Below are 20,826 nucleotides of genomic sequence, written 5' to 3'. Positions count from 1 at the left end.
GCATGATGAATTTGATGTATAAGAATGAAACAACAAATCCTTTAAGGTTGCGCAGTAAGCGGGCAACGGAACAAGAGATCAATAAGGTAAACGTATTGATTGACCTTTTGGGTTATGGCATTGTTGAACTGCCCGTAACCTACCGCTTAAAGTTTGAACATACCAGCCCCAGGGTTTGTCATGTAGCCTGCCACATCAGTTTACCCGATCCGGCAACTCATACCTGGCTGTATTCGCCCGATTTCAACATGGTTTTTGCCGAAATTGATGGAGGTATCGGACATGTGGTGAGTTTCAGTGGCGCAGGCCTCAACAAAAATGTTTACTACCAAACCATGGTAAATGTAGTTTCCGACTATATTTTTCTGAAGGAGAAGTTTTTTGGTTAATGGCCTCGCCATCAAATTAAAAGTAATCGTCATCTCGATCAAACAGCATAAGCTAAAAAACAAGAAGTCGAGTTTAATAACCAGTGTACTATAAAACTTGACTTCTTTACGTATCCAATTTTCAGATGGCTATCGGATGTAGCATAGCGGAATAGAGAACTGATTATTTACCATAGGGAACTTAAAATAAACCTTACCAATAACAATGAACTCAAAATATAAAAAACTAGCACAAACCTGGCGTTGGTATGGTCCAAACGATCCGGTTTCCTTACAAGACGTTAAACAAGCCGGGGCAACCGGAATTGTAACGGCCTTACACCACATTCCTCACGGCGAAATATGGCCTGTTGAAGATATTCTGGAGCGCAAGGCAATTATAGAGGCTGCTGGCTTAACCTGGGCAGTAGTAGAAAGTGTACCCGTACACGAGGCCATTAAAACCCGAAGGGCAGATTCCGACCGGTATATCGAAAACTATAAAATATCACTCAAAAATCTGGCAGCCTGCGGGATCAAAATTGTTTGCTACAACTTTATGCCGGTTTTAGACTGGACCCGCACGCAACTCGATTTAGAAATGACTGACGGCTCTAAGGCCTTGTATTTCAATTGGATTGATCTGGCTGTTTTTGATTTATATGTCTTGAAAAGAAGCGGGGCAGAAAGCGATTATCCTCAATCTGTTTTGGAAAGGGCAAAAACCAAATTTGCGACTTTAAATCAGCAGCAGTTAGATGAGCTGCGGGTTAATGTTTTGATGGGTATCCCGAACGAAAAAGAAATTGAATTAGAGGCACTTCGCAGCAGCATTAATGAATATGAAAAAATTGGCTTTAATGGCCTGCGCCAAAATCTGGTGTACTTTCTGTCAGCCATTGCTGAAGTATGCGAAAGTGAGGGGATCAAAATGACCATTCACCCTGACGATCCCCCTTACCCGATTTTAGGCTTGCCAAGAATTGCCAGCAGCCTCGATGATTTTAATTATATCCTGCAAAGTGTAAACCAGCCTTTTAATGGCGTTTGTTTCTGCACCGGATCCTTAGGCGCGGGGGTGGATAATAATGCCCTCGAAATATTTAATGCTGTTAAAGAGCGGGTTTATTTCGCGCATTTGCGCAATGTAACCAAAGATGAGGATGGCAGCTTTTACGAAGCAGATCATTTGGGAGGCGATGTAAACATGTATGAAATCATGAAAGCTTTATCGGAAGAAAATGCTTTGCGCAAACAGCAAATCCCGTTCAGGCCCGACCATGGGCACCAGATGCTGGATGATTTGGCCAAACAAACCAATCCCGGTTACTCGGCCATTGGCCGTTTAAGAGGTTTGGCCGAACTGCGCGGACTGGAGCTTGGCGTAACCGGCAACTATTAAATCAACATTAACCAAATTATAAACCTGTATGACTAAAAAACTCTCAACTTTACTCGTATTGTTCATTTCCTGCCAGTATTTATTTGCGCAGGGCAATTTGCTAAAAGACTTTCCCGAAGGTTTTGGCCCTAAAGAAGTAGGTAAGCGATTGGCTTACCGCTTTGTGGATAGAAAGCACATGCTACATGCTGGCAAGTGGATCAGCTATCCCGAAACTTTCAACTGGACGGGTGCCCTGAAGTACGCTGAGAAAACCAAAGATAAAAAGCTGTTTTCCTTGTTGGAAGCACGTTTTGATAAGCTAACTGCCGATGAGAAACAATTGCTGCCGATTATGAACCATGTAGATCTGAACATGTTTGGAAGCCTGCCTCTGGAATTCTATCTGGCTACCAAAGACAAGAAATATCTGGAACTGGGCTTGCCCTATGCTGATACGCAATGGCAGCTCCCCGAAAATGCCAATGCCCAGCAGAAAGCCTGGGCCGATAAAGGCTTTACCTGGCAAACCCGCCTGTGGATTGACGATATGTACATGATTACCATTGTACAGGCACAAGCCTATAAAGCTACCGGCGACCGTAAATACATCGATCGCGCTGCTAAAGAAATGGTGCACTACCTGGATGAGCTGCAACGCCCCAATGGCCTTTTTTATCATGCACCCGATGTTCCTTTTTACTGGGGTCGCGGCAATGGCTGGATGGCCGCAGGGATGACCGAAATTTTGCGCCTGTTACCAAAAGACAGTAAAGAGCGTCCGCGTATACTGGAAGGCTATAAAACCATGATGAAAAGCCTTAAAGATTTTCAAAGCCCTACAGGTATGTGGAACCAGTTGATTGATGCACCAGATTGCTGGCCCGAAACATCCGGAACAGCCATGTTTACCTATGCCTTAATTTCGGGCGTAAAACAGGGCTGGCTCGATCAAAAAGAATATGCTCCTGTTGCACGGAAAGCCTGGCTGGCTATGGTGCCTTATATTAACGAAAAAGGCGATGTACGCGAAGTTTGCGTGGGTACCAATAAAAAGAATGACCGGCAGTATTATTATGATCGCCCACGCAATGTAGGCGATTCTCACGGCCAATCGCCATACCTGTGGTGTGTTTTGGCACTTATGGAAAAATAAATCAGCTTAAAAGGTCTTCATTGTGCTGTATTTGGTTTTACACCGGCCGCCTCATCCGGCCGGTTTTGCACAATCTGATAATCCCGGGGCATTCGTTCCGGGTTATCTTTAAGCCACAGATTAACAGATTAGATACAATCTGTGACTTTTAAACGAATTTCATTGGTTTAGTTCAGCATCCGGAAAGTTTCATCCATAATATTTCTTCGAAAAAAACATTTATTTTAATTTTCACCTTGTCATTTGTCAATATCTGTTTGCAGCGAGCAAGGTTGAAACTTAATTTCGGTCGGATTATTTTAATGAATAATGAACGACTCAACAAAACTGGAAGATTTAAAAATGGCTTTACTTCAAAAAATTAAGCCAACAACCATCGACCGGAACTTTTGCAACTTACTTTCCATAGCAATATTTAGTGCACAGAACGATTATCTCAGCACAGCTACACTGATGAGATTGTTTGGCCTTTTACCCATGGATGAACGGAGCCTGAATCCGAAGGTGATTGATATGCTCTACCGTTACGTAAATGCACCCTTTTTAGCACTTTTTAGACAAGGTAAGGTGTTTGAATCTTTTGATATTCAATTTGTTAAGTAGCTTTTTAAGCGAGGTAAAATCCGCTTTTAAGTTTTTAATAAATGACATTTAATTAACGTGTACCCGTTGAATGTTGCCGGCCTGAAATTTGTTTTTTGAAAAAAATAGCTACTTTTGAAAAAATAAAATGAAATACACCAGTCTGTTTTTAGGCCTATTTATCATTATACTGAGCTGCATGCCATGCAGGGATGTATTTGCTATGGGCAATAAACAGAACCAGGTTAATATTTCAACAGGCCAGGAAGTAACACATACTGCTAAAGCCGAGGTTAACGATCTTTGCTCACCTTTTTGCATGTGTTCCTGCTGCAACGTAATGAGCGAAGTAGCTAAACCAGTTTCAATTGCAGTATTGTTGCCACAAAGCACTTCCGATTACCAGATTCTCAGACCTGCGCAGGTAACTTCCTTACCCTTATCTGTTTGGCAACCGCCTAAATTAGGTTAATTCAGCTTTTTTCGATGCCCATTGTTACGTCAATCTGATTGGCGTGATTGGATATGCATCGTTATTTTTTTGTTTTAACTTAATTAAAAGAATAATGCTTCAAAATATTATTCAGTTCTCTATAAAGAACAAGCTGATTATTGCCTTGTTCACGGCAGGACTGATTGCATGGGGAATATATTCCCTTAAAAAATTACCTATTGATGCCGTACCCGATATCACCAATAATCAGGTACAGGTAATCACGCTTAGCCCGTCGCTGGCCACGCAGGAAGTGGAGCGGCTTATTTCTTACCCGGTAGAACAAACTATGTCTACCATCCCGGAGATTGAGCAGGTGCGTTCCATTTCCAGATTCGGACTTTCAGTTGTAACCATCGTATTTCACGATGATGTAGATATTTACTGGGCGCGACAGCAGGTTAACGAAAAGCTTTCGGAAGCTAAAAACAATATTCCGGCAGGTTTAGGAAATCCTGAAATTTCTCCAATATCAACCGGGTTGGGCGAAATTTATCAATATGTTGTTCATGCTAAACCTGGTTACGAAAACAAGTTTAACGCCCGCGAGCTGCGTAGTATACAAGATTGGATTGTGAGGAGGCAGTTGCTTGGAACGCCGGGTATTGCCGAGGTAAACAGTTTTGGTGGCTTGCTTAAGCAATATGAAATTGCGCTCGACCCGGATAAACTCAGGAGTTTAAACCTGAGCATAAGCGATGTATTTACTGCGCTTGAACAAAACAACCAGAATACTGGTGGTGCGTATATCGATAAGAAACCCAATGCCTATTTTATCAGGAGCGAAGGTTTGGTAGGTAACCTCGATGATATCAATAAAATTGTCGTAAAAAACAATGCCAATGGTATTCCTGTGCTCATTCATGATATTGCAGCCGTTCAGATCGGAAATTCCATCCGCTACGGGGCATTAACACGGGCAACAAAACAAAGTGAGGGCGAAGCGGTAGGCGGGATAGTAATGATGCTCAAAGGTGCAAATGCCAATAATGTTGTAAAGCAGGTAAAAACTAAAATTGCCCGCATCAATAAAACTTTACCTGAAGGCGTTACTATCGAACCTTTTCTGGATCGGAGCGCACTGGTTGACCGCGCCATGGGTACCGTAGCCAAAAACCTGATCGAAGGAGCACTGATTGTAATTTTTGTATTGGTGCTCTTTCTCGGAAATTTCAGGGCTGGCCTGGTAGTAGCATCCGTAATTCCACTGGCTATGCTCTTTGCCATTTCGCTGATGAATCTTTTTGGGGTGTCGGGTAACCTGATGAGCCTTGGGGCTATTGATTTTGGGCTGATTGTAGATGGTGCGGTGATTATCGTAGAGGCAACCATGCACATCCTTTCAGAAAATAAACTGGGCAGGGCTTACACGCAAGGAGAAATGGATGCTCAGGTAGAAAAATCAGCGGTGCGCATGATGAGCGCTGCGGCCTTTGGGCAGATCATTATCCTCATTGTATATCTTCCTATTCTTGCCCTCGTAGGTATTGAGGGTAAAATGTTTGGCCCCATGGCACAAACCGTATCTTTTGCCATTATTGGTGCTTTTATCCTCTCGCTAACTTATGTGCCCATGGTATCTTCATTGCTGCTGAGCAAAAAAGTGGTGCATAAGAAAAACTTTTCCGATCGCATGATGGATTTTTTTCAGCGCTACTATAGCCCAATGATTAAAGGGGCATTGGTGCGGAGAAAGCTTGTCGTAATCTCTTCGGTGGTACTTTTAGCCATCAGCATTTTTATCTTCACCAGAATGGGAGGCGAATTTATCCCAACGTTGGAAGAAGGCGATTTTGCTGTAGAAACCCGTTTGCTTACCGGAAGTTCCTTATCTCAAACCATTGATAAGGTAAACCAGGCTTCGAAAATATTGGTTGATAAGTTTCCTGAAGTTAAGGAAGTGATTGGAAAAGTTGGTGCTGCCGAAATTCCTACAGATCCAATGCCCATGGAAGCCTGCGATTTGACCATTGTACTCAAAGATAAAAAAGAGTGGACCACCACACAGGACCGGGAAGAACTCGCTGAATTAATGAGTAAAGCCCTGGAAGATGTACCCGGAGTAAGTTTTGGTTTTTCTCAGCCCATTCAGCTCCGTTCTAACGAACTGATTTCGGGTGTAAGACAGGATATCGGGATTAAAGTGTTTGGCGATGATCTGCAAACCCTGACCAACCTCTCGCAAAAAATAGGAAAGATTGTTTCGAGTGTCGCAGGAGCAAAAGATTTGTACCTCGAGCAGGCAACAGGCTTGCCGCAAATAGTGGTTAAAATTAACCGCGACCGGATTGCACAGTATGGCTTGAGTGTCGAAACCGCAAATCAGGCCCTTAATACAGCTTTTGCAGGCCAATCTGCAGGCCTTGTTTACGAAGGCGAGCAGCGTTACGATATTGTTGTGCGTTTATCGCAACAGAACCGAAAAGGTATTGACGATGTGAAAAATGTTTATGTAACTGCGCCAAACGGAAATCAGGTTCCACTCGATCAGCTTGCCGAAATTGAGTTTAAAATTGGTCCGAACCAAATACAGCGCGAAGATACCAAACGCAGGATTATTGTTGGATTGAATGTGCGTGGACGCGATATTCAAAGCGTAGTTACTGAAATTGAGGACAAGATTAATCAGCAAATCAAACTGCCGGCAGGATATTATATTACCTATGGCGGCCAGTTCGAAAACCTGAAAGAAGCCACCGCGAGACTATCGGTTGCCGTTCCGGTAGCCTTGCTGCTCATCCTGCTGTTGCTTTATTTTTCATTTGGCTCGGTTAAACAAGCTGTACTCATCTTTTCTGCCATACCAATGGCTGCTATTGGTGGTATTCTGGGTTTATTGCTACGGGGCATGCCTTTCAGTATTTCGGCTGGAGTTGGCTTTATTGCGCTTTTCGGGGTAGCGGTTCTCAATGGTATTGTGCTCATTACCGAGTTTAACCGGCTCAGGAAAATGAATAAATACAGCATCAGGGATATTGTACTTGAAGGTACAGCGATCCGGCTGCGTCCGGTTTTAATGACCGCTACCGTGGCCTCTTTGGGTTTTCTGCCAATGGCCATATCCAGTGCAGCTGGCGCCGAAGTACAAAAACCACTGGCTACTGTAGTTATTGGCGGGCTAATTACTTCAACCATATTAACTTTAATTGTTCTTCCAGTGCTATATACTTATTTCGAGGGATTTAAAAAAAGTAAAAAAACAACTGTTCCCTCAACAGTTTTAACCTTTACTTTACTAATTGGTTTGTTTTCGCTGGTTAATCCTGCCAAAGCCCAAACCGTGCCCACGCAAGGCATCACGATGGATCAGGCTGTTCATATAGCGCTAACCAATAATCCGGGCATTAAATCGGCTTCGCTTCAAATCGGAAAACAGCAGGCACTAAAGGGCAGTGCAACAGATTTAGGCAAAACCAATATCGACTTCCAGTACGGGCAGATAAATACCTTCAGACTCGATAATAATTTTTCTGCCGCCCAGAATATTCCATATCCCGGTTTGTTCAAAAGCCAAAAGAATCTGTACGATGCACAGGTTAGGGGAGCAGAAATTGGTTTAACCGTTAGTCAGCAAGCATTAACCTATCAGGTAAAAAGTGTTTATGCACAATTGGCTTATTTTAATGCCCTTAAAAAGCTTTACATAAGCCAGGATAGCGTGTACAGTAACTTTTTAAAGGCGGCATCGTTGCGTTATAAAGCTGGAGAAACCAATTTGCTTGAAAAAACAACAGCCGAAACCCAGTACAATGAGGTGCGGAATCAAATGAGTAAAAATGATGCAGATATAATGACTTATATGGCCGAACTGAAACGTTTGCTCAATACCCGCGATCAGCTTAAGCTTACAGAAGCTGCATTTAAACAGGAAAACCGGATAGCCGAACCGGCTGATACCGTAACGTTAGATAATCCTGTTCTTTTACTTCAAAAGCAACAGATTGAGATTGCAGATAAAGCAATTAGCGTGGAACGCTCGCGATCTGGTCCGGATTTTAGCATCGGTTATTTTAACCAGTCGCTTATTGGCATCCAGAACGTCAATGGACAAGATGTTTTTTATACGGGAGGGAAGCGTTTCCAGGGCATATCAGCCGGAATATCAATCCCTTTGTTTTTCAAACCTTTTGCCTCACGCATTAAGGCGGCAAAAATTGATAAGCAGCTGGCAGAAAGTGAGTACGTACTATCACAAACCGATTTAAGGGGAAGGTATGAACAAGCCTATCAAGATCTGACTAAAAATTCGAAAAGTACAGGCTATTATGAAAACAGTGCTTTACCGAATGCTAATCTGATTTTAAAACAGGCGCAAATTGCTTTCCAGGCAGGCGAAATAGGTTATGTAGAGTACCTGCAGGCACTTCGCACTTATTCCGATATCCGGTTCAACTATCTGGCAGCCATTAACCAGTACAATCAATCCATATATACATTACAGTACCTCAAAGGTAAATAAGAACATAAAATGAAAAGAATAATTAAAGCCCTTAGCCAATTATCGTATGTAGCGCTATTAGGGGGCATACTTTCCTCATGCGGCGGTAAAACACACGATACCGCACTTGCAGCAGTTTCAGCAGATACCGCAGCAAGCAGCGAAAGCAATTCAGTAGCTTTAAATGCCGCACAATATAAAGCAATTGGGATAGAATTGGGGAGTGCAGAGCTGCGTGCGTTAAGTGGCATGTTGAAAGTAAACGGGTTTATTGATGTTCCGCCACAAAATCTGGTGAGTATTACCACGCAAATGGGAGGGATTGTGAAATCGACATCACTTTTGCAGGGTACCAAAGTAAGTAGAGGCCAGGTTATTGCCATTTTGCAAAACCAGGAATATGTACAGCTGCAGCAAGATTACCTGGAGAGTAAAAGCCAGCTCGAACTTGCTGAGGCCGAATATAAACGCCAGCAAACCCTTGCCCTGCAGCAGGTAAATGCACAGAAAACCCTGCAACAGGCCAAAGCCGCTTATCAGGGCAACCTGGCCCGGGCAAGTGCCTTAAAACAACGCCTGGAATTAATTAACATTAATCCTTCATTACTGACGGCAGGTAATATCAGGAGTCAGATTAACATCTACTCGCCAATAAATGGTTACGTTACCAAGGTAAATGTAAATACCGGGAAATTCGTTGCCCCCAACGACGCCATGTTCGAAATCGTTAACAGTACTAACCTCCACGTTGAGCTTAAGGTTTTTGAGAAAGATGCTCAAAAAGTTAAAAAAGGGCAAAAGGTAATATTCTCGCTTACCAACGATTCGACACAACGTACTGCCGTAGTACAATTGGTGGGTGGCGAAATTAATACCGATAAAACGGTAACGGTACATGCCATTGCCCAGGGCATTACAGGCTTTATACCGGGTACCTATCTTAAAGCGCTGATAGAAACAGGAACAATAAAGGTACTTGCGCTGCCTGCAAGTGCTGTGGTCGATTTTGAAGGAAAGAAATATATTTTCGTTAAAAATGTCGATGATGCTAAAGGAGAAGCCTATCATTTTGAAATGGTAGAGGTTACCACCGGGCTGGTTGATGGTGGATTTACAGAAGTGACATTACCATCAGCGAGAAATTTTCAGGGCAATGTAGTGATTAAAGGCACTTACGACCTGCTTTCGAAAATGAAGAATAGTGAGGAAGAATAATCCTGAAATGCCTTGTAAATATTAAAGTTAAGGTGTTCTGGTTGGCAGAACACCTTACTAATCAAAATGTTTATTGCTGCTCCCTGTTTAAAGAGGAGTGAATACTTTAATCTATCACTACTATGGATAAGAAGAAAGATCAACCGCATGTGCACCACAGCGGTCATAATCACGAAGCTGAAAAAGGAAAGGCAGCTTCGCAAAACAAAGCCGAAAAAGATGACCATGAACATGGTGGCATTTTTGGAAAGAACACCGAAATGATTTTTGCCATCATTTGTGCGGTAGCGCTGGCTATTGGCTACGGACTTACTTTTATGAATGGATTACCAGCCTGGAGCAGTTTGGCTTTTTACGTTTTGGCCTATTTCTTCGGCGGCTTTTTTACGGCTAAAGATGCTGTAGAAACCATTGCCAGAGGTGGTTTCGAAATTGATTTTCTGATGCTCGTAGCGGCAATAGGTGCTGCCATTTTAGGCTCATGGGCAGAGGGGGCCTTACTGCTGGCGCTCTTTAGCCTGGGGCACGCTTTGGAGCATTATGCCATGGGAAGGGCCCGGAAATCTATCGAGGCGCTAACCGATCTGGCTCCTCCGGAAGCATTGGTTGTGCGCGATGGAAAAGAGCGCATGGTTCCGATTGAAATGCTCGTGTTGGGCGACGTAATTATCATTAAACCCAATAGTAAAATTCCTGCAGATGGGGTTGTGATAAAAGGGGAGGGAGCAGTTAACCAGGCGCCCATTACAGGCGAAAGTGTACCTGTTGATAAAATGCCGGTAGATGACATGACGATAGATTATGCCAGGGAAAAAACAATTAAAGCTGTACACAGGGTTTTCGCCGGCACCATTAACGGAACTTCAGTACTGGAAGTAAAGGTCATTCGCGAAGCCAGCGATTCGACCATATCACGTCTGATTAAGCTGGTAAATGAGGCCGAAAAGCAGAAATCGCCCACCCAGCTTTTTACCGATAAATTTGAACGTTTCTTCGTGCCTGCGGTTTTGGTATTGGTAACCTTGCTATGCTTTGCTTTTCTGGTAATTGATGAACCATTTGCCAGAAGCTTTTACAGGGCAATGTCGGTTTTGGTTGCTGCCAGTCCGTGCGCCCTTGCTATATCTACGCCAAGTGCGGTGTTGAGCGGAGTAGCGCGGGCAGCGCGCGGGGGTGTACTAATTAAAGGAGGGAAACCACTGGAAGACCTTGGCGAACTCAATGCCATTGCTTTTGATAAAACCGGCACCCTTACCGAAGGCAAACCTCAGCTTACCAATGTAATTGTTTTAAATGATTTTGACGAAGCCGAATTGCTCAGGCTGGTTGGTGCAGTTGAAAAACGAAGCGATCATCCGCTGGCGCAAGCCATCATAAAAGGCATTGTGGAAAAATCAAAAGATATCGAATTTCCCGAGGCCAAACAGGTTAAAGGTGTTACAGGGCGTGGTGTTGAAGCTGAAGTTGGCGGTAAAAAGATTTTTATCGGTAACCGGGCACTTTTCAAAGCCGATAAAATACCACAGGAAGCGCAGGATAAAATGACCGAACTGGAAAAAGGTGGACATACCGCCATGTTGGTAAAGATTGGTGGTGTTTTTGCCGGAATTTTGTCTTTGATGGATATTCCGCGGAAAGAAGCCAGACAAGCACTGGAGGATTTGAGCCAGCTTGGTATCAAAAAAATGATTATGCTTACCGGGGATAACCAAAAGGTAGCGGATGCCGTTGCCAGACAGATTGGTGTAACCGATGCCTGGGGCGATCTCATGCCCGAAGATAAGGTTGCGGCCGTGCAAAAACTGGCCAAATCAGAAAAAATGGTGGCCATGGTAGGCGATGGGGTAAATGATGCCCCGGCAATGGCCAAAAGTACAGTGGGTATTGCCATGGGGGCAGCGGGTTCTGATGTGGCATTGGAAACAGCCGACATTGCCCTGATGGGCGATAAACTGGAAAGCCTTCCCTTTGCAATAGGTTTAAGCCGTAAATCGAGATCCATTATCAAACAGAATTTATGGATATCGCTGGGCGTAGTTGCTGCGCTAATTCCTTTAACCATTGCCGGTATAGCTTCAATTGGTCCTGCTGTTATTGCACACGAAGGGTCTACACTTGTGGTCGTTTTCAATGCCTTGCGTTTGCTGGCTTATCAAAATCAATATGCTAATAGCGCTACAAAGCAAAAGAAATAACCATTATTATTTGCTTATATGTGCAGGGAAATACGCTAACCAATACATCACTTAAAGATGGCCTGGTTAGCTATCTCCTTTCTTTAATTCAAGTGTTAATGGCGCCTCATTTTACTGATTTGTAAAATTTGCAGCGCCAATTTGCGCGGTAACATTTGGTATGTATATTGCGGTTAAGCATAAGCTTAAAGAAAAAATGAGAAAAAGACATGTTTTTTATATCCTGATGGCCACTTTGCTATTTGGCTGTACGGGTAAACCACAAGAAACCGTACAGGCTGAAGAAAAACCACAAAGCACGGCGGTTGCTTCACAGCATCCCAATGCACCTAAACCACGTTATGAAAAAGGTTTACTTTACGAAAACCAAAATTTTGCCTCTTATATTGATGAGGTGAAAAGGGGAGCAGGGGTAATCTCATTTACACTTGAGGTAAATGACAGGCTGGATATCTGGAATCTGGACGATACCAAATTTGGCGAAATTGTGATGAATGAAGATTTGACTTATTTTACCTTAAATCTGCCCAAAAAAGTAATTGCCCGTAAATTAATACCTGAAAATGATTTCGCAGCTTTCGAATTTGATGCCGAAAAGCCTGAACCGGATGCCAAATACTTGTTTATCTATGTAAATAAAGAAAAACGCAAGGTTGAAAAAAAGGGAACTCATTTTGCTTTCACCGCCTGGAAATAGATTAAGCCTGTATTAAAAATAACATTTGGGCCTGCGACTTTTTTTAGTTACAAGGTAATAACCCACTGAGATTTCGTGCGAGCCATAATCATAATTGCTGAGTTTATTTAAGCTATAATCATAACCATAACCAATACGCAGGTTGCTGCGTACAAAAAGTTCCGATATTAGTCCAACGGCACTTCTTGCGGTTAAATTGCTTTGCAAATTTGATTTCGGATACAGCTTAACCGAGCTGCGGTATACCCCGCCAATCCAGAAACGCTCTTTAACCAGCAAAAAAGCATTTAAATCAAGGGAGGTTGGCCCGTGTAAATCGTCTTTAATTAAGAAGGTTGGTTTAAACACAAAATCATCTGCAAAAGGTAAAGCTACTCCGGCACTCAGGTAAAAATGCGGCTGCATTTTAACATTCAGTAATTTATAATCGCCAAAAAACGATAAGCTTTTACCCAGTAAATTATTGGCCGAGAAACCAATAAAGAATTTCTCATTCGAATAATGAATACCCGCGCTGATATCGGGCGTAATCTGGCTCACACTACCCGTCGGAATACGGTTATCGCCCTGTTCAATCGGATCAAGTAAATTGCCGTTTAAGCCCGCCTGCATTACGCCAACGCCCAAACCAAAAGCCAGTATGTTGGTTTCTGTGCGGTCGAGCTTAATACGGTAGGCAAAATTGGCGGAGGCGTTTAGCGAATTTTGTGCCCCGATTTTATCTTTGGTAATAATGGCACCTATGCCCAGGCTTTCGTCGTTTATGGCCTCATCAGCCGAGATCGAAAGTGTTTGCGGTGCACCTTTAACACCTGTCCATTGTGCGCGGGCAAAGGCCTGTAAGTACAACTCTTCTTTGTAACCTGTGTAGGCAGGGTTAATGTACATACCGTTAAAAACATATTGTCCAAACTGTGCTTCTTGCTGTGCAAAAACCATTTTGGTAAAGCAACACATCAGCACCATCATTAATTTCAATATCCTTTTCATGTTGTCTTAATTTTATCTGATCACGGTTACATATCCTTTGTACACAATCCAGTCGGCATTGCCATTTTTTACTTTTACTACATAGAAATAAGTGCCATCACTCAGGCCCGGAGCCATCCAGTCGTTCTTATAATCGTTGGTTTGGTAAACCGTACTTCCCCAGCGGTTAATAATGGTAACTTCGTTAAACTGATAGGAGTTCAGGTGTTCGAGGTAAAACGTTTCGTTCTTGCCATCCCCATTAGGCGTAAACACATTTGGTATCCTTAAACCCGAAATTTCCTTGTTATCGGTTGAAGTATTGTTGCTGAGATTTGGATCGGCCTCATTTGCACTTACGGTTGCTGTATTGCTCACCATTCCCATTTGTTTCGAGCGCACTTTAATCACCAGCTCTGCAAATTTGCCATTGGCCAGCCCGTCAATTTTCCATTTCACGCTTCGCAGTGAAGGGTCGTAATCTGCAGTGCCGTCTGTTGGTGCCGAAAGGCTTTCAAAACTGAGGTATTCAGGTAGCTTATCTTCAATAACCAGCCCTGTAGCATCATCTGCACCATTGTTTCTTACGTTGAGGTAATATTCAAAAACCTCATCCTTTACTACCGTTTTCGATGCCGATCTTTTGGTAATCGATACATCGGCCGAACTGGCCGGTACTACCAGAACACGTACATCTTCCGATAAATCTGAAGTACAGCCGCTTTTGTTAATCGAGGCTACCTTATAAAGCCCTGCTGTGGCGGTAATCAGTGTCGGTTTATTTTGCCCCGGAATCAGTATCCCATCTTTAAACCAGATATACGTACTGGCCCCAACCGAATTGGCACGCAGGATTACAGACGACCCTTCGGCGATCGTAATCGTTTGGCGCCCTGGCGGAGCATCCTGACTGTATCCCTTTGTGTTAAATAATAACAGGAATAGCAGCAACAAGAAGGTATAAAACCTCAGTTTCATGTATCAGATTTTACCGGGAATAGCAGGTTTATTTAAAAAGTTACTGCAGTGGCTGTACCTTGTGCTGTACCAATACTGATTGTTGGTTTGGTAGGTTTAGCGGTTACCGTAATGGTTTTATCTACAATTTGCGGACAATATCTGCTGCCGTTAATTTCATATCCAACCTTTAAGCGGTAAGTAATGCTTCCAACGGTTGGAGCTGTTGGTGTATAACTTAATGTATTTGCTCCGGCAATAATGGTTTCGGCACCTCCGGCTACCGTATACCACTGGTAAACCAATGCCGCTTTTGCAGGGTCTTCGGGGTTAGTAACGCTACCAACCTGTGCCAGGGGGCTTTCCACGCAGAAATCGGCAGGCGTAATGTTTGGTGCCAGTGGCTTTAAAACATAAACCGGAATTTCCTGCATTTCCGATTCGCAGGAACCTGGAGTGCTGGATTTTGAGCTCAGATAATAGTAACCGGTTTTTAAATCGGCATTCGCCACCTTATTTCCGCCGCTTAAAGTAATTCCAGTTGAAGGTGTGGTGGTAGCGGTTGCGCTGTATTTTACAATCCAGTCGGTACCCGCAGTAGCCGCAGGGAGGGTAAGCTCTCCGTCTGAGCAAAAAAGGTTTACGCCGGCCGTATTTGGTGCTAAAGCTTGTGCCGATGCGGTTAAAAAGCTACCTGTTAATAAGATGGTCGCAATGATTAAAAGGGTTTGGGTAAAGAAATTTTTCATGGGGATTTTTTTTAAATGAGTTAATATTGTGAATTGGCATTAACCAGCACATGCGGTGCTGATGGTTTTGGATTTATTTTGATGTTAAAATTGATTTGCGTGGTACAGCCGGCAGCATTTTTTAGCGTTAAAATTCCGGCATGAGTGCCTACAGGCGCATCGATTGGAACACTAACGGGGATATTTGAAGCTGGAAGTGCCTGGTTGTTTTGAGCCGGAAAACCTGATGATACCCAGCTAATGCTGTAAGTAACAGGACTATTTATCGGGTTGGTATAACTTAATTGCGTGGTATTAAAACCCTGGCAAAGTTCGGGGTCGCTACCCAGTGTGAGACCCGGTGGCGGATTTACCGTAACTACAAAAGTCTCTGTTTTTTCTTCGCAACCTTTTGCTGTTGCGGTGATGGTGGCTGTTCCGCTAAAACTAGCCGACCAGGTTAGCTGCCCGGTTGAAGCATCAATTAAACCTGCCGACAAAGGTGATAAGCTGTAAACAATGCCTGTGGTGTTGCTGGCTGTGGCTAAATAGGTATCTGTACCGGTTCCCATACAACGACTGCTGGTTAAGCCGCTGTTAAATAAAAGGTTGCTTACATTGCCGTTTACGGTAATGCTACCCGATGAGCTAAAACTGGATGAAGGCGTGGTAGAAATGCTGTAAGTAGCTGCTGCACCCGCTACAGTTGGTGTACCACTAATAGTTAGTTTTTTAGCGGGTTTGTTATAGCTATAGGTAATTCCGGCAGGGAGGTTGCTCACCACAACGCTGTTGGTGCCATTTGGCATGGTATAAATAATGGGATCCATAGCTGTATTGATGCACACAACCCGGTCGCCAGATCCCGTAGTGGTAGATATGCTGCTTTGATCGTTATACGTTACCTGATCGGGTTGCGAGCCTGTAATCGTAGCTGTATTGGTAAGCACTCCGTTTTGTACCACTTTGGCCGTAATTTTTAAGGTAACGCTAGCCAGGCTGGCCAAATCGCCTATGGTCCAGATCCCCGTAGTTGCATCGTAGCTGGTACCCGAAGGCGCTATGCTGGAAACATAAGTATAGCCAGCCGGTAATTTATCGGTAACCGATACCCCAACGGCATTACCATTGCCCAGGTTTTCTGCTTTTAAGGTAAACACTACATTGCTGTTCAGCTCGGGATAATCAATATCAACTGTTTTAGTAATGGCCCTGTCAATATTACAAAGTGAAATGTTGATAGGCAGTGAAGGGGCACTAACCCCGCATTCGAGTTGATAGCTTACGCTATAATTGCCTGATGAGCTTGCTTCGTAAGTATTGGAGGTGGCACCACTAATGGCCACTCCATTTAAATACCATTGGTATGGGGCAGCATTGGCAACAGCTGTTAGTGTAGCCGATGCACAGTTGGTTTGGCTTACGTTCGGCTGCTCGGCCATTTCCGGAAAACGCGTAATAAAGTTCGACATGGAGAAACCAGCGCCCTGTTGCACCATCGAAATGGTAAGCCTGCCCAAACTGGTAATAGAAACAATGCCGGGCTTTCCGATAGTGGTATTGGTAAAGCTGATTAAAGAAAGGCCGGTACTGCCCAATGGCTTGCGGGTACCGGCAATCGTTTCGATATCCTGATTGGTATAGGTTGGTGTGCCGCCAATTGTGGTTAATAAAATCGGATCCGCACTTCTGGTTAAGATATAACCGAAATAGGGCAGATCATTGGTGGGAATATAACCTGTAAACTTGGTCGTTTCTACGCGTTTGGAACCCGAGCATCCTGATATGGGAACCAGGGCTGATACGTCTACCTCACAACCTCCGCCGCCCGAAACCCCACCTGTTCCTGAAAAAACTTCGATGTTTTTATTGGCCACAATGATAGACGAGGAGAAGCGTGCAGTGTTATTATCCGGGTTGTAATCGCCATAAACATAACCATGGTTAAAAGTATACTTATCTCCAGGCTGCAGAAGCGTAATGGTTTGGGTCGTTTTTTGAGTTCCATTAACATCGAAATTAGTTATCGTAACCGTTGTATTGGCTTCGCTGGCAATAATGGTCGATTGTTCTGCTGTAAGATTTCCTTCCCCTCTAACAATTACATATTCTTTTCCCAATGAGGAAATTGGTGGAACAGGGTTAAAGGCTCCATCGCCACAGCCCCCGGGCGCATCAAGATCAGCAGACGTGTTCATCACTGCCGAAGCGGAAGATTCGACAAGTGTGCCTATAGGGGCATGAAAAAGATAACTTTGGCCGGCATTTAAAGTGGCTGTGGCCACACCACCAATTTTAACAATGGTGTTATTTTCAATGGCCATGATGCTGTAAATGGGGGTGTGAGTTGGCCCGGCCAGCTCGCCATCGCGATAATAACCAACCCTGAAAGCATTGCCAATGGCTGCATCGCCAAAGCTAAACAAAGAAGCATTTCCTTTAATGTCGCTATCTGTTCCATCGTCGCCCAGGGCATCCGAAGCTATATTTCTTAAATTCACAGCAATTGAAGCGGTAGCCTCTACAATAATACCGGCAGCCGATATTACCGTGTTTAAACTGTAAGCAGGAACATCTTTTGGCAAACCAGCAAAACGATAGGTGAAAGGGTTGTTTTGCGAGCAGCTAAAGGTGGTAATCAGCGTGCCGTCACTTTTTTTAATGGTTCCGGTTACCGTGGCAGTGTTATCAGTCGTAATAACAATTTCGTTGGCCTTGCTCCAGTATTGCCAGGGGGCAGGTGCAATATAGTGTTTGGAATAGCTAAGCGCCCTTGAATAATAGTTGGTTTTAAGTGTTTTTTCAGTAAGAGAATTTGTAAAAGGGATAGCCTTAACCGAAACAGGCATGGCATAGGCAAACGCTCCCGCAAAAATGGGAAAAGAGGCAATAATTATAGAAAATACTAACCTAAGTAGCGCTTTAATCATGTTTGGTTTAATTATCCCTAATTCCAATACTGTACGCGTCAAACACTAATCGAAACCTACAAAGCAAGTCAGACTAATTTTTGACAATAGATTATTACTCCTTAGTAGGATTATTAATCTGATTTGGGATATGAAAACTCAGTTTGAGGATTTCTTCAACACTAAATTAGTTCAAATATTGTTTGCCAAAATACGTGTTGTGTTAATTTTACACCAACTTAAAGTGCTGTTTTCTTATTATTTTCATATAGCTATAAATAGGTATTATTAAAGCTACATTATAATTAGGTGTTTTGAATCTATCGTCGACTGCGAAACGTAAAGTTTTGCTAAATAAACTACTCATAAATAAGTAATTAGAGCTGTTGGGAATGTTTCTGTAGTGGCTTTGTCTTTTTGTTTCTTATTTGTTGTAGATAAAGGCCGTATTTGTTAGTTTTTTTGATGAAACGGCATAAATGCATGATGAATTTCATACTCAAAGCATTGTAATATTAAGCTTATGTAAATAGTTGAACGGGAGTTTTGGCCTTAAGATAGCCTGTTAGCCTGCTCATTAATTTAGCACAACTCCAGATTTGTAAACTTTCACTGCGATAACTAAATCCATTATTACTCAAATCGCAAAGTTTGAAGTACAATAGGCTAATATTTAAGAATAATTTGACAAAATGACTAAATTTATATCAAACAGTTATTGTTTAATTGCAGTATTCAAAGAAATAGAATGCTAACCACTCAAGAACATTTTATAAAACCGCTTATTTAAGTTGTTTTGTTAAATGTTCAATTTTCTAGTCGCTGCCGATACCATGTTTAAAAGTAAATATGTTAATGTAATTTAGTTGAAATTTTAGCTGCTAAAATTAAATGTCTATCTATAAATCACTTAGCGACCAGGAGTTGATCATTAGGACTAAAGCCAATGATCACATGGCTTATACCGAAATATATGATAGGTATAAAAAGGATTTACAAACGCACATTTATAAAAAAACTGGCAATTTTGATGAAGTGAAAGATATTTTACAAGAGATTTTCATCAACCTCTGGATAAATAGAGCAAAATTACCTGTAACAGATAATCTGAGTGGTTACCTTTATATTTCGGCAAGAAATAAAATTCTGAATATTATTTCGCATAAAAACGTTGAGTCAAATTATATCAGATCATTACAACTTTTTATTGATGAAGCAAATTATGTTACTGATTTAAGCATCAGGGAAAACGAATTAACAAGTCTTCTCAAAGATCAGATTGGAAACCTCCCGCCAAAGATGGGTGAAGTATTTAGCTTAAGCAGGTTTTCTAATTTTAGTCATAAAGAAATTTCAACTAAATTAAATATATCTGAACAAACAGTTTCTAAGCAGATTAGTAATGCCATTAAAATTCTAAAAAGTAAACTTAACCTGGATTTAGTTAAAAGTTTATTTATTTGATAATCAGTTGATTATATAATTTTTTATCATTTTCTTAAAATCATCTACCTGTTATGCCTTAGCTACCTGTCTTACAATCATAACGATAACCTTGTATTATTGATATGGTGCAAAAAAAAGACGCAAAACAGTTGTTAAAAAAATATCTCGAAGGTAATTGTACCGACGAAGAAAAGGCACTGGTAGAGGCTTGGTATAATCAATTTGAAGAAAATGAACGCCCCCTGATTACAGCGCAAGATCAAGAATTACAGTTAAAAGAAATTCGAAGCAAACTTCCTCCGCATTTTAAGTCACCGAGAGCTATTCCATTATGGCCGATAATTGCCGCAACAATAGTTATTGCATTATTGGCAACCTTACATTTTTACAACAGTTACAGCAAAAAAATAGCAGGTAACCCAAATAATGATGCCCGGGCCACAGTAAAAGTACAACCAGCAGGTAACAAAGCCACTTTAACCTTGCCAAACGGGAAAGTAATAGTTCTTAATGATGTTAAAAGCGGAGAAATTGCCCAGGCAACTGGTTTTAAGATTATGAAATCTAAAGATGGCAAGCTTTCATACATCATTGATGGGCTGGGGGGCAATAAAGAAATCGGATCAAATACAATTGCGACCCCAAGAGGTGGACAATATCAGATTAACTTACCGGATGGGAGCAAAGTTTGGCTTAATGCCTGCTCTAACCTGCGTTTCTCAGTTGGTTCTTCACCATTTAAGCGAGAAGTAGAATTAACAGGTGAAGCATATTTTGAAATAGCAAAAAAGACTGATAAGCTAGGCAATCGGCTCCCTTTTTTGGTTAAAACATCAACTCAGACAGTCGAGGTTTTGGGTACTCATTTTAATATTTCTGCCTATCGTGATGAACAAAAAACGACAACTACACTGCTTGAAGGTAGTGTGAAAATAAACCTTCCAACAGGTTCTAAGCTGTTAAAGCCAGGCCAGCAAGCTACTGTACAAAATAACCAGATTAATACCCAGGAGGCGGATATAGAATATGTAATGGCCTGGAAAAACGGCATGTTCATTTTCGATGATGAACCTATTGAGGAAATCATGAAGAAAATTAGCAACTGGTACGATGTAGATGTTGTTTACCTCGACGCGGATAAGAAACAATTATTTGGTGGTAGTATTTCGCGTTATGCGGAAATTGGTAAAGTGCTCGAAAAATTGGAATTAACAAACGGCGTTCATTTTAAAATTGAAGGGAGGAGGGTTATAGTTATGAAATAAAACAAAATGTTAACTGCTCAATCTAAA

Annotated in this window: 15 protein-coding genes; 11 read left to right on the top strand and 4 right to left on the bottom strand. The window is 42.3% G+C overall.

Annotated features, from left to right (window positions below):
- The first annotated feature begins 2 nt into the window (after positions 1-2).
- The 9 genes from OC25_RS17020 (at position 3) to OC25_RS16980 (ending at position 12,525) form a co-directional block, all read left to right on the top strand.
- Complete coding sequence (locus tag OC25_RS17020) at positions 3-389, top strand: hypothetical protein (protein WP_156131509.1); 387 nt, start codon at positions 3-5, stop codon at positions 387-389.
- A gap of 205 nt (positions 390-594) precedes the next feature.
- Entirely contained in the window at positions 595-1,770 is a 1,176-nt protein-coding gene (gene uxuA / locus OC25_RS17015) for a mannonate dehydratase (protein WP_039478468.1), read from the top strand.
- A 28-nt stretch (positions 1,771-1,798) separates the two neighbouring features.
- A complete protein-coding gene (locus tag OC25_RS17010; RefSeq protein WP_039478465.1) occupies positions 1,799-2,905 on the top strand; it encodes a glycoside hydrolase family 88/105 protein in 1,107 nt (368 codons plus the stop codon).
- A 309-nt stretch (positions 2,906-3,214) separates the two neighbouring features.
- Complete coding sequence (locus OC25_RS17005) at positions 3,215-3,508, top strand: hypothetical protein (protein WP_039478464.1); 294 nt, start codon at positions 3,215-3,217, stop codon at positions 3,506-3,508.
- Positions 3,509-3,635: 127 nt separating this feature from the next.
- The gene (locus OC25_RS17000; protein ID WP_039478462.1) at positions 3,636-3,959 is read left to right on the top strand and encodes a DUF6660 family protein; all 324 of its coding nucleotides are present in this window, start codon (positions 3,636-3,638) and stop codon (positions 3,957-3,959) included.
- Positions 3,960-4,053: 94 nt separating this feature from the next.
- Positions 4,054-8,439: a CusA/CzcA family heavy metal efflux RND transporter gene (locus OC25_RS16995; RefSeq protein WP_039478461.1), complete on the top strand. Its 4,386-nt coding sequence runs from the start codon at positions 4,054-4,056 to the stop codon at positions 8,437-8,439.
- Between the two features lie 9 nt (positions 8,440-8,448).
- Positions 8,449-9,633 (top strand): efflux RND transporter periplasmic adaptor subunit, encoded by a 1,185-nt coding sequence (locus OC25_RS16990; RefSeq protein ID WP_039478459.1) that lies wholly within the window; start codon positions 8,449-8,451, stop codon positions 9,631-9,633.
- A gap of 122 nt (positions 9,634-9,755) precedes the next feature.
- Complete coding sequence (locus tag OC25_RS16985) at positions 9,756-11,828, top strand: heavy metal translocating P-type ATPase (protein WP_082018630.1); 2,073 nt, start codon at positions 9,756-9,758, stop codon at positions 11,826-11,828.
- 196 nt (positions 11,829-12,024) lie between these two features.
- The gene (locus OC25_RS16980; protein WP_156131508.1) at positions 12,025-12,525 is read left to right on the top strand and encodes a hypothetical protein; all 501 of its coding nucleotides are present in this window, start codon (positions 12,025-12,027) and stop codon (positions 12,523-12,525) included.
- Between the two features lie 12 nt (positions 12,526-12,537).
- On the opposite strand, the gene OC25_RS16975 is transcribed toward OC25_RS16980, so the two are convergent.
- Genes OC25_RS16975 through OC25_RS27000 form a run of 4 tightly spaced genes read right to left on the bottom strand, consistent with a single transcriptional unit; the run spans position 12,538 to position 18,109 of the window.
- The gene (locus tag OC25_RS16975) at positions 12,538-13,515 is read right to left on the bottom strand and encodes a PorP/SprF family type IX secretion system membrane protein (RefSeq protein WP_039478455.1); all 978 of its coding nucleotides are present in this window, start codon (positions 13,513-13,515) and stop codon (positions 12,538-12,540) included.
- Between the two features lie 12 nt (positions 13,516-13,527).
- Positions 13,528-14,472 carry a T9SS C-terminal target domain-containing protein gene (locus OC25_RS16970; protein ID WP_039478453.1) on the bottom strand — a complete coding sequence of 315 codons (945 nt, stop codon included), beginning with the start codon at positions 14,470-14,472 and terminating at the stop codon, positions 13,528-13,530.
- A 32-nt stretch (positions 14,473-14,504) separates the two neighbouring features.
- Positions 14,505-15,200, bottom strand: a complete 696-nt coding sequence (locus OC25_RS16965) for a hypothetical protein (RefSeq protein ID WP_039478452.1) — start codon at positions 15,198-15,200, stop codon at positions 14,505-14,507.
- Positions 15,201-15,220: 20 nt separating this feature from the next.
- Entirely contained in the window at positions 15,221-18,109 is a 2,889-nt protein-coding gene (locus tag OC25_RS27000; RefSeq protein WP_156131507.1) for a DUF11 domain-containing protein, read from the bottom strand.
- Between the two features lie 870 nt (positions 18,110-18,979).
- On the opposite strand from OC25_RS27000, the gene OC25_RS16955 reads away from it, so the two are divergent.
- Positions 18,980-19,552 (top strand): RNA polymerase sigma factor, encoded by a 573-nt coding sequence (locus tag OC25_RS16955; protein ID WP_039478449.1) that lies wholly within the window; start codon positions 18,980-18,982, stop codon positions 19,550-19,552.
- A gap of 104 nt (positions 19,553-19,656) precedes the next feature.
- Positions 19,657-20,799 (top strand): FecR family protein, encoded by a 1,143-nt coding sequence (locus OC25_RS16950; protein WP_039478447.1) that lies wholly within the window; start codon positions 19,657-19,659, stop codon positions 20,797-20,799.
- Positions 20,800-20,826: the final 27 nt, after the last annotated feature.

Source organism: Pedobacter kyungheensis (assembly GCF_000812965.1).
Classification (GTDB): domain Bacteria; phylum Bacteroidota; class Bacteroidia; order Sphingobacteriales; family Sphingobacteriaceae; genus Pedobacter; species Pedobacter kyungheensis.
The sequence above is the reverse complement of the archived record's forward strand: the minus strand, read 5'-3'. Positions and strand labels throughout refer to the sequence as shown.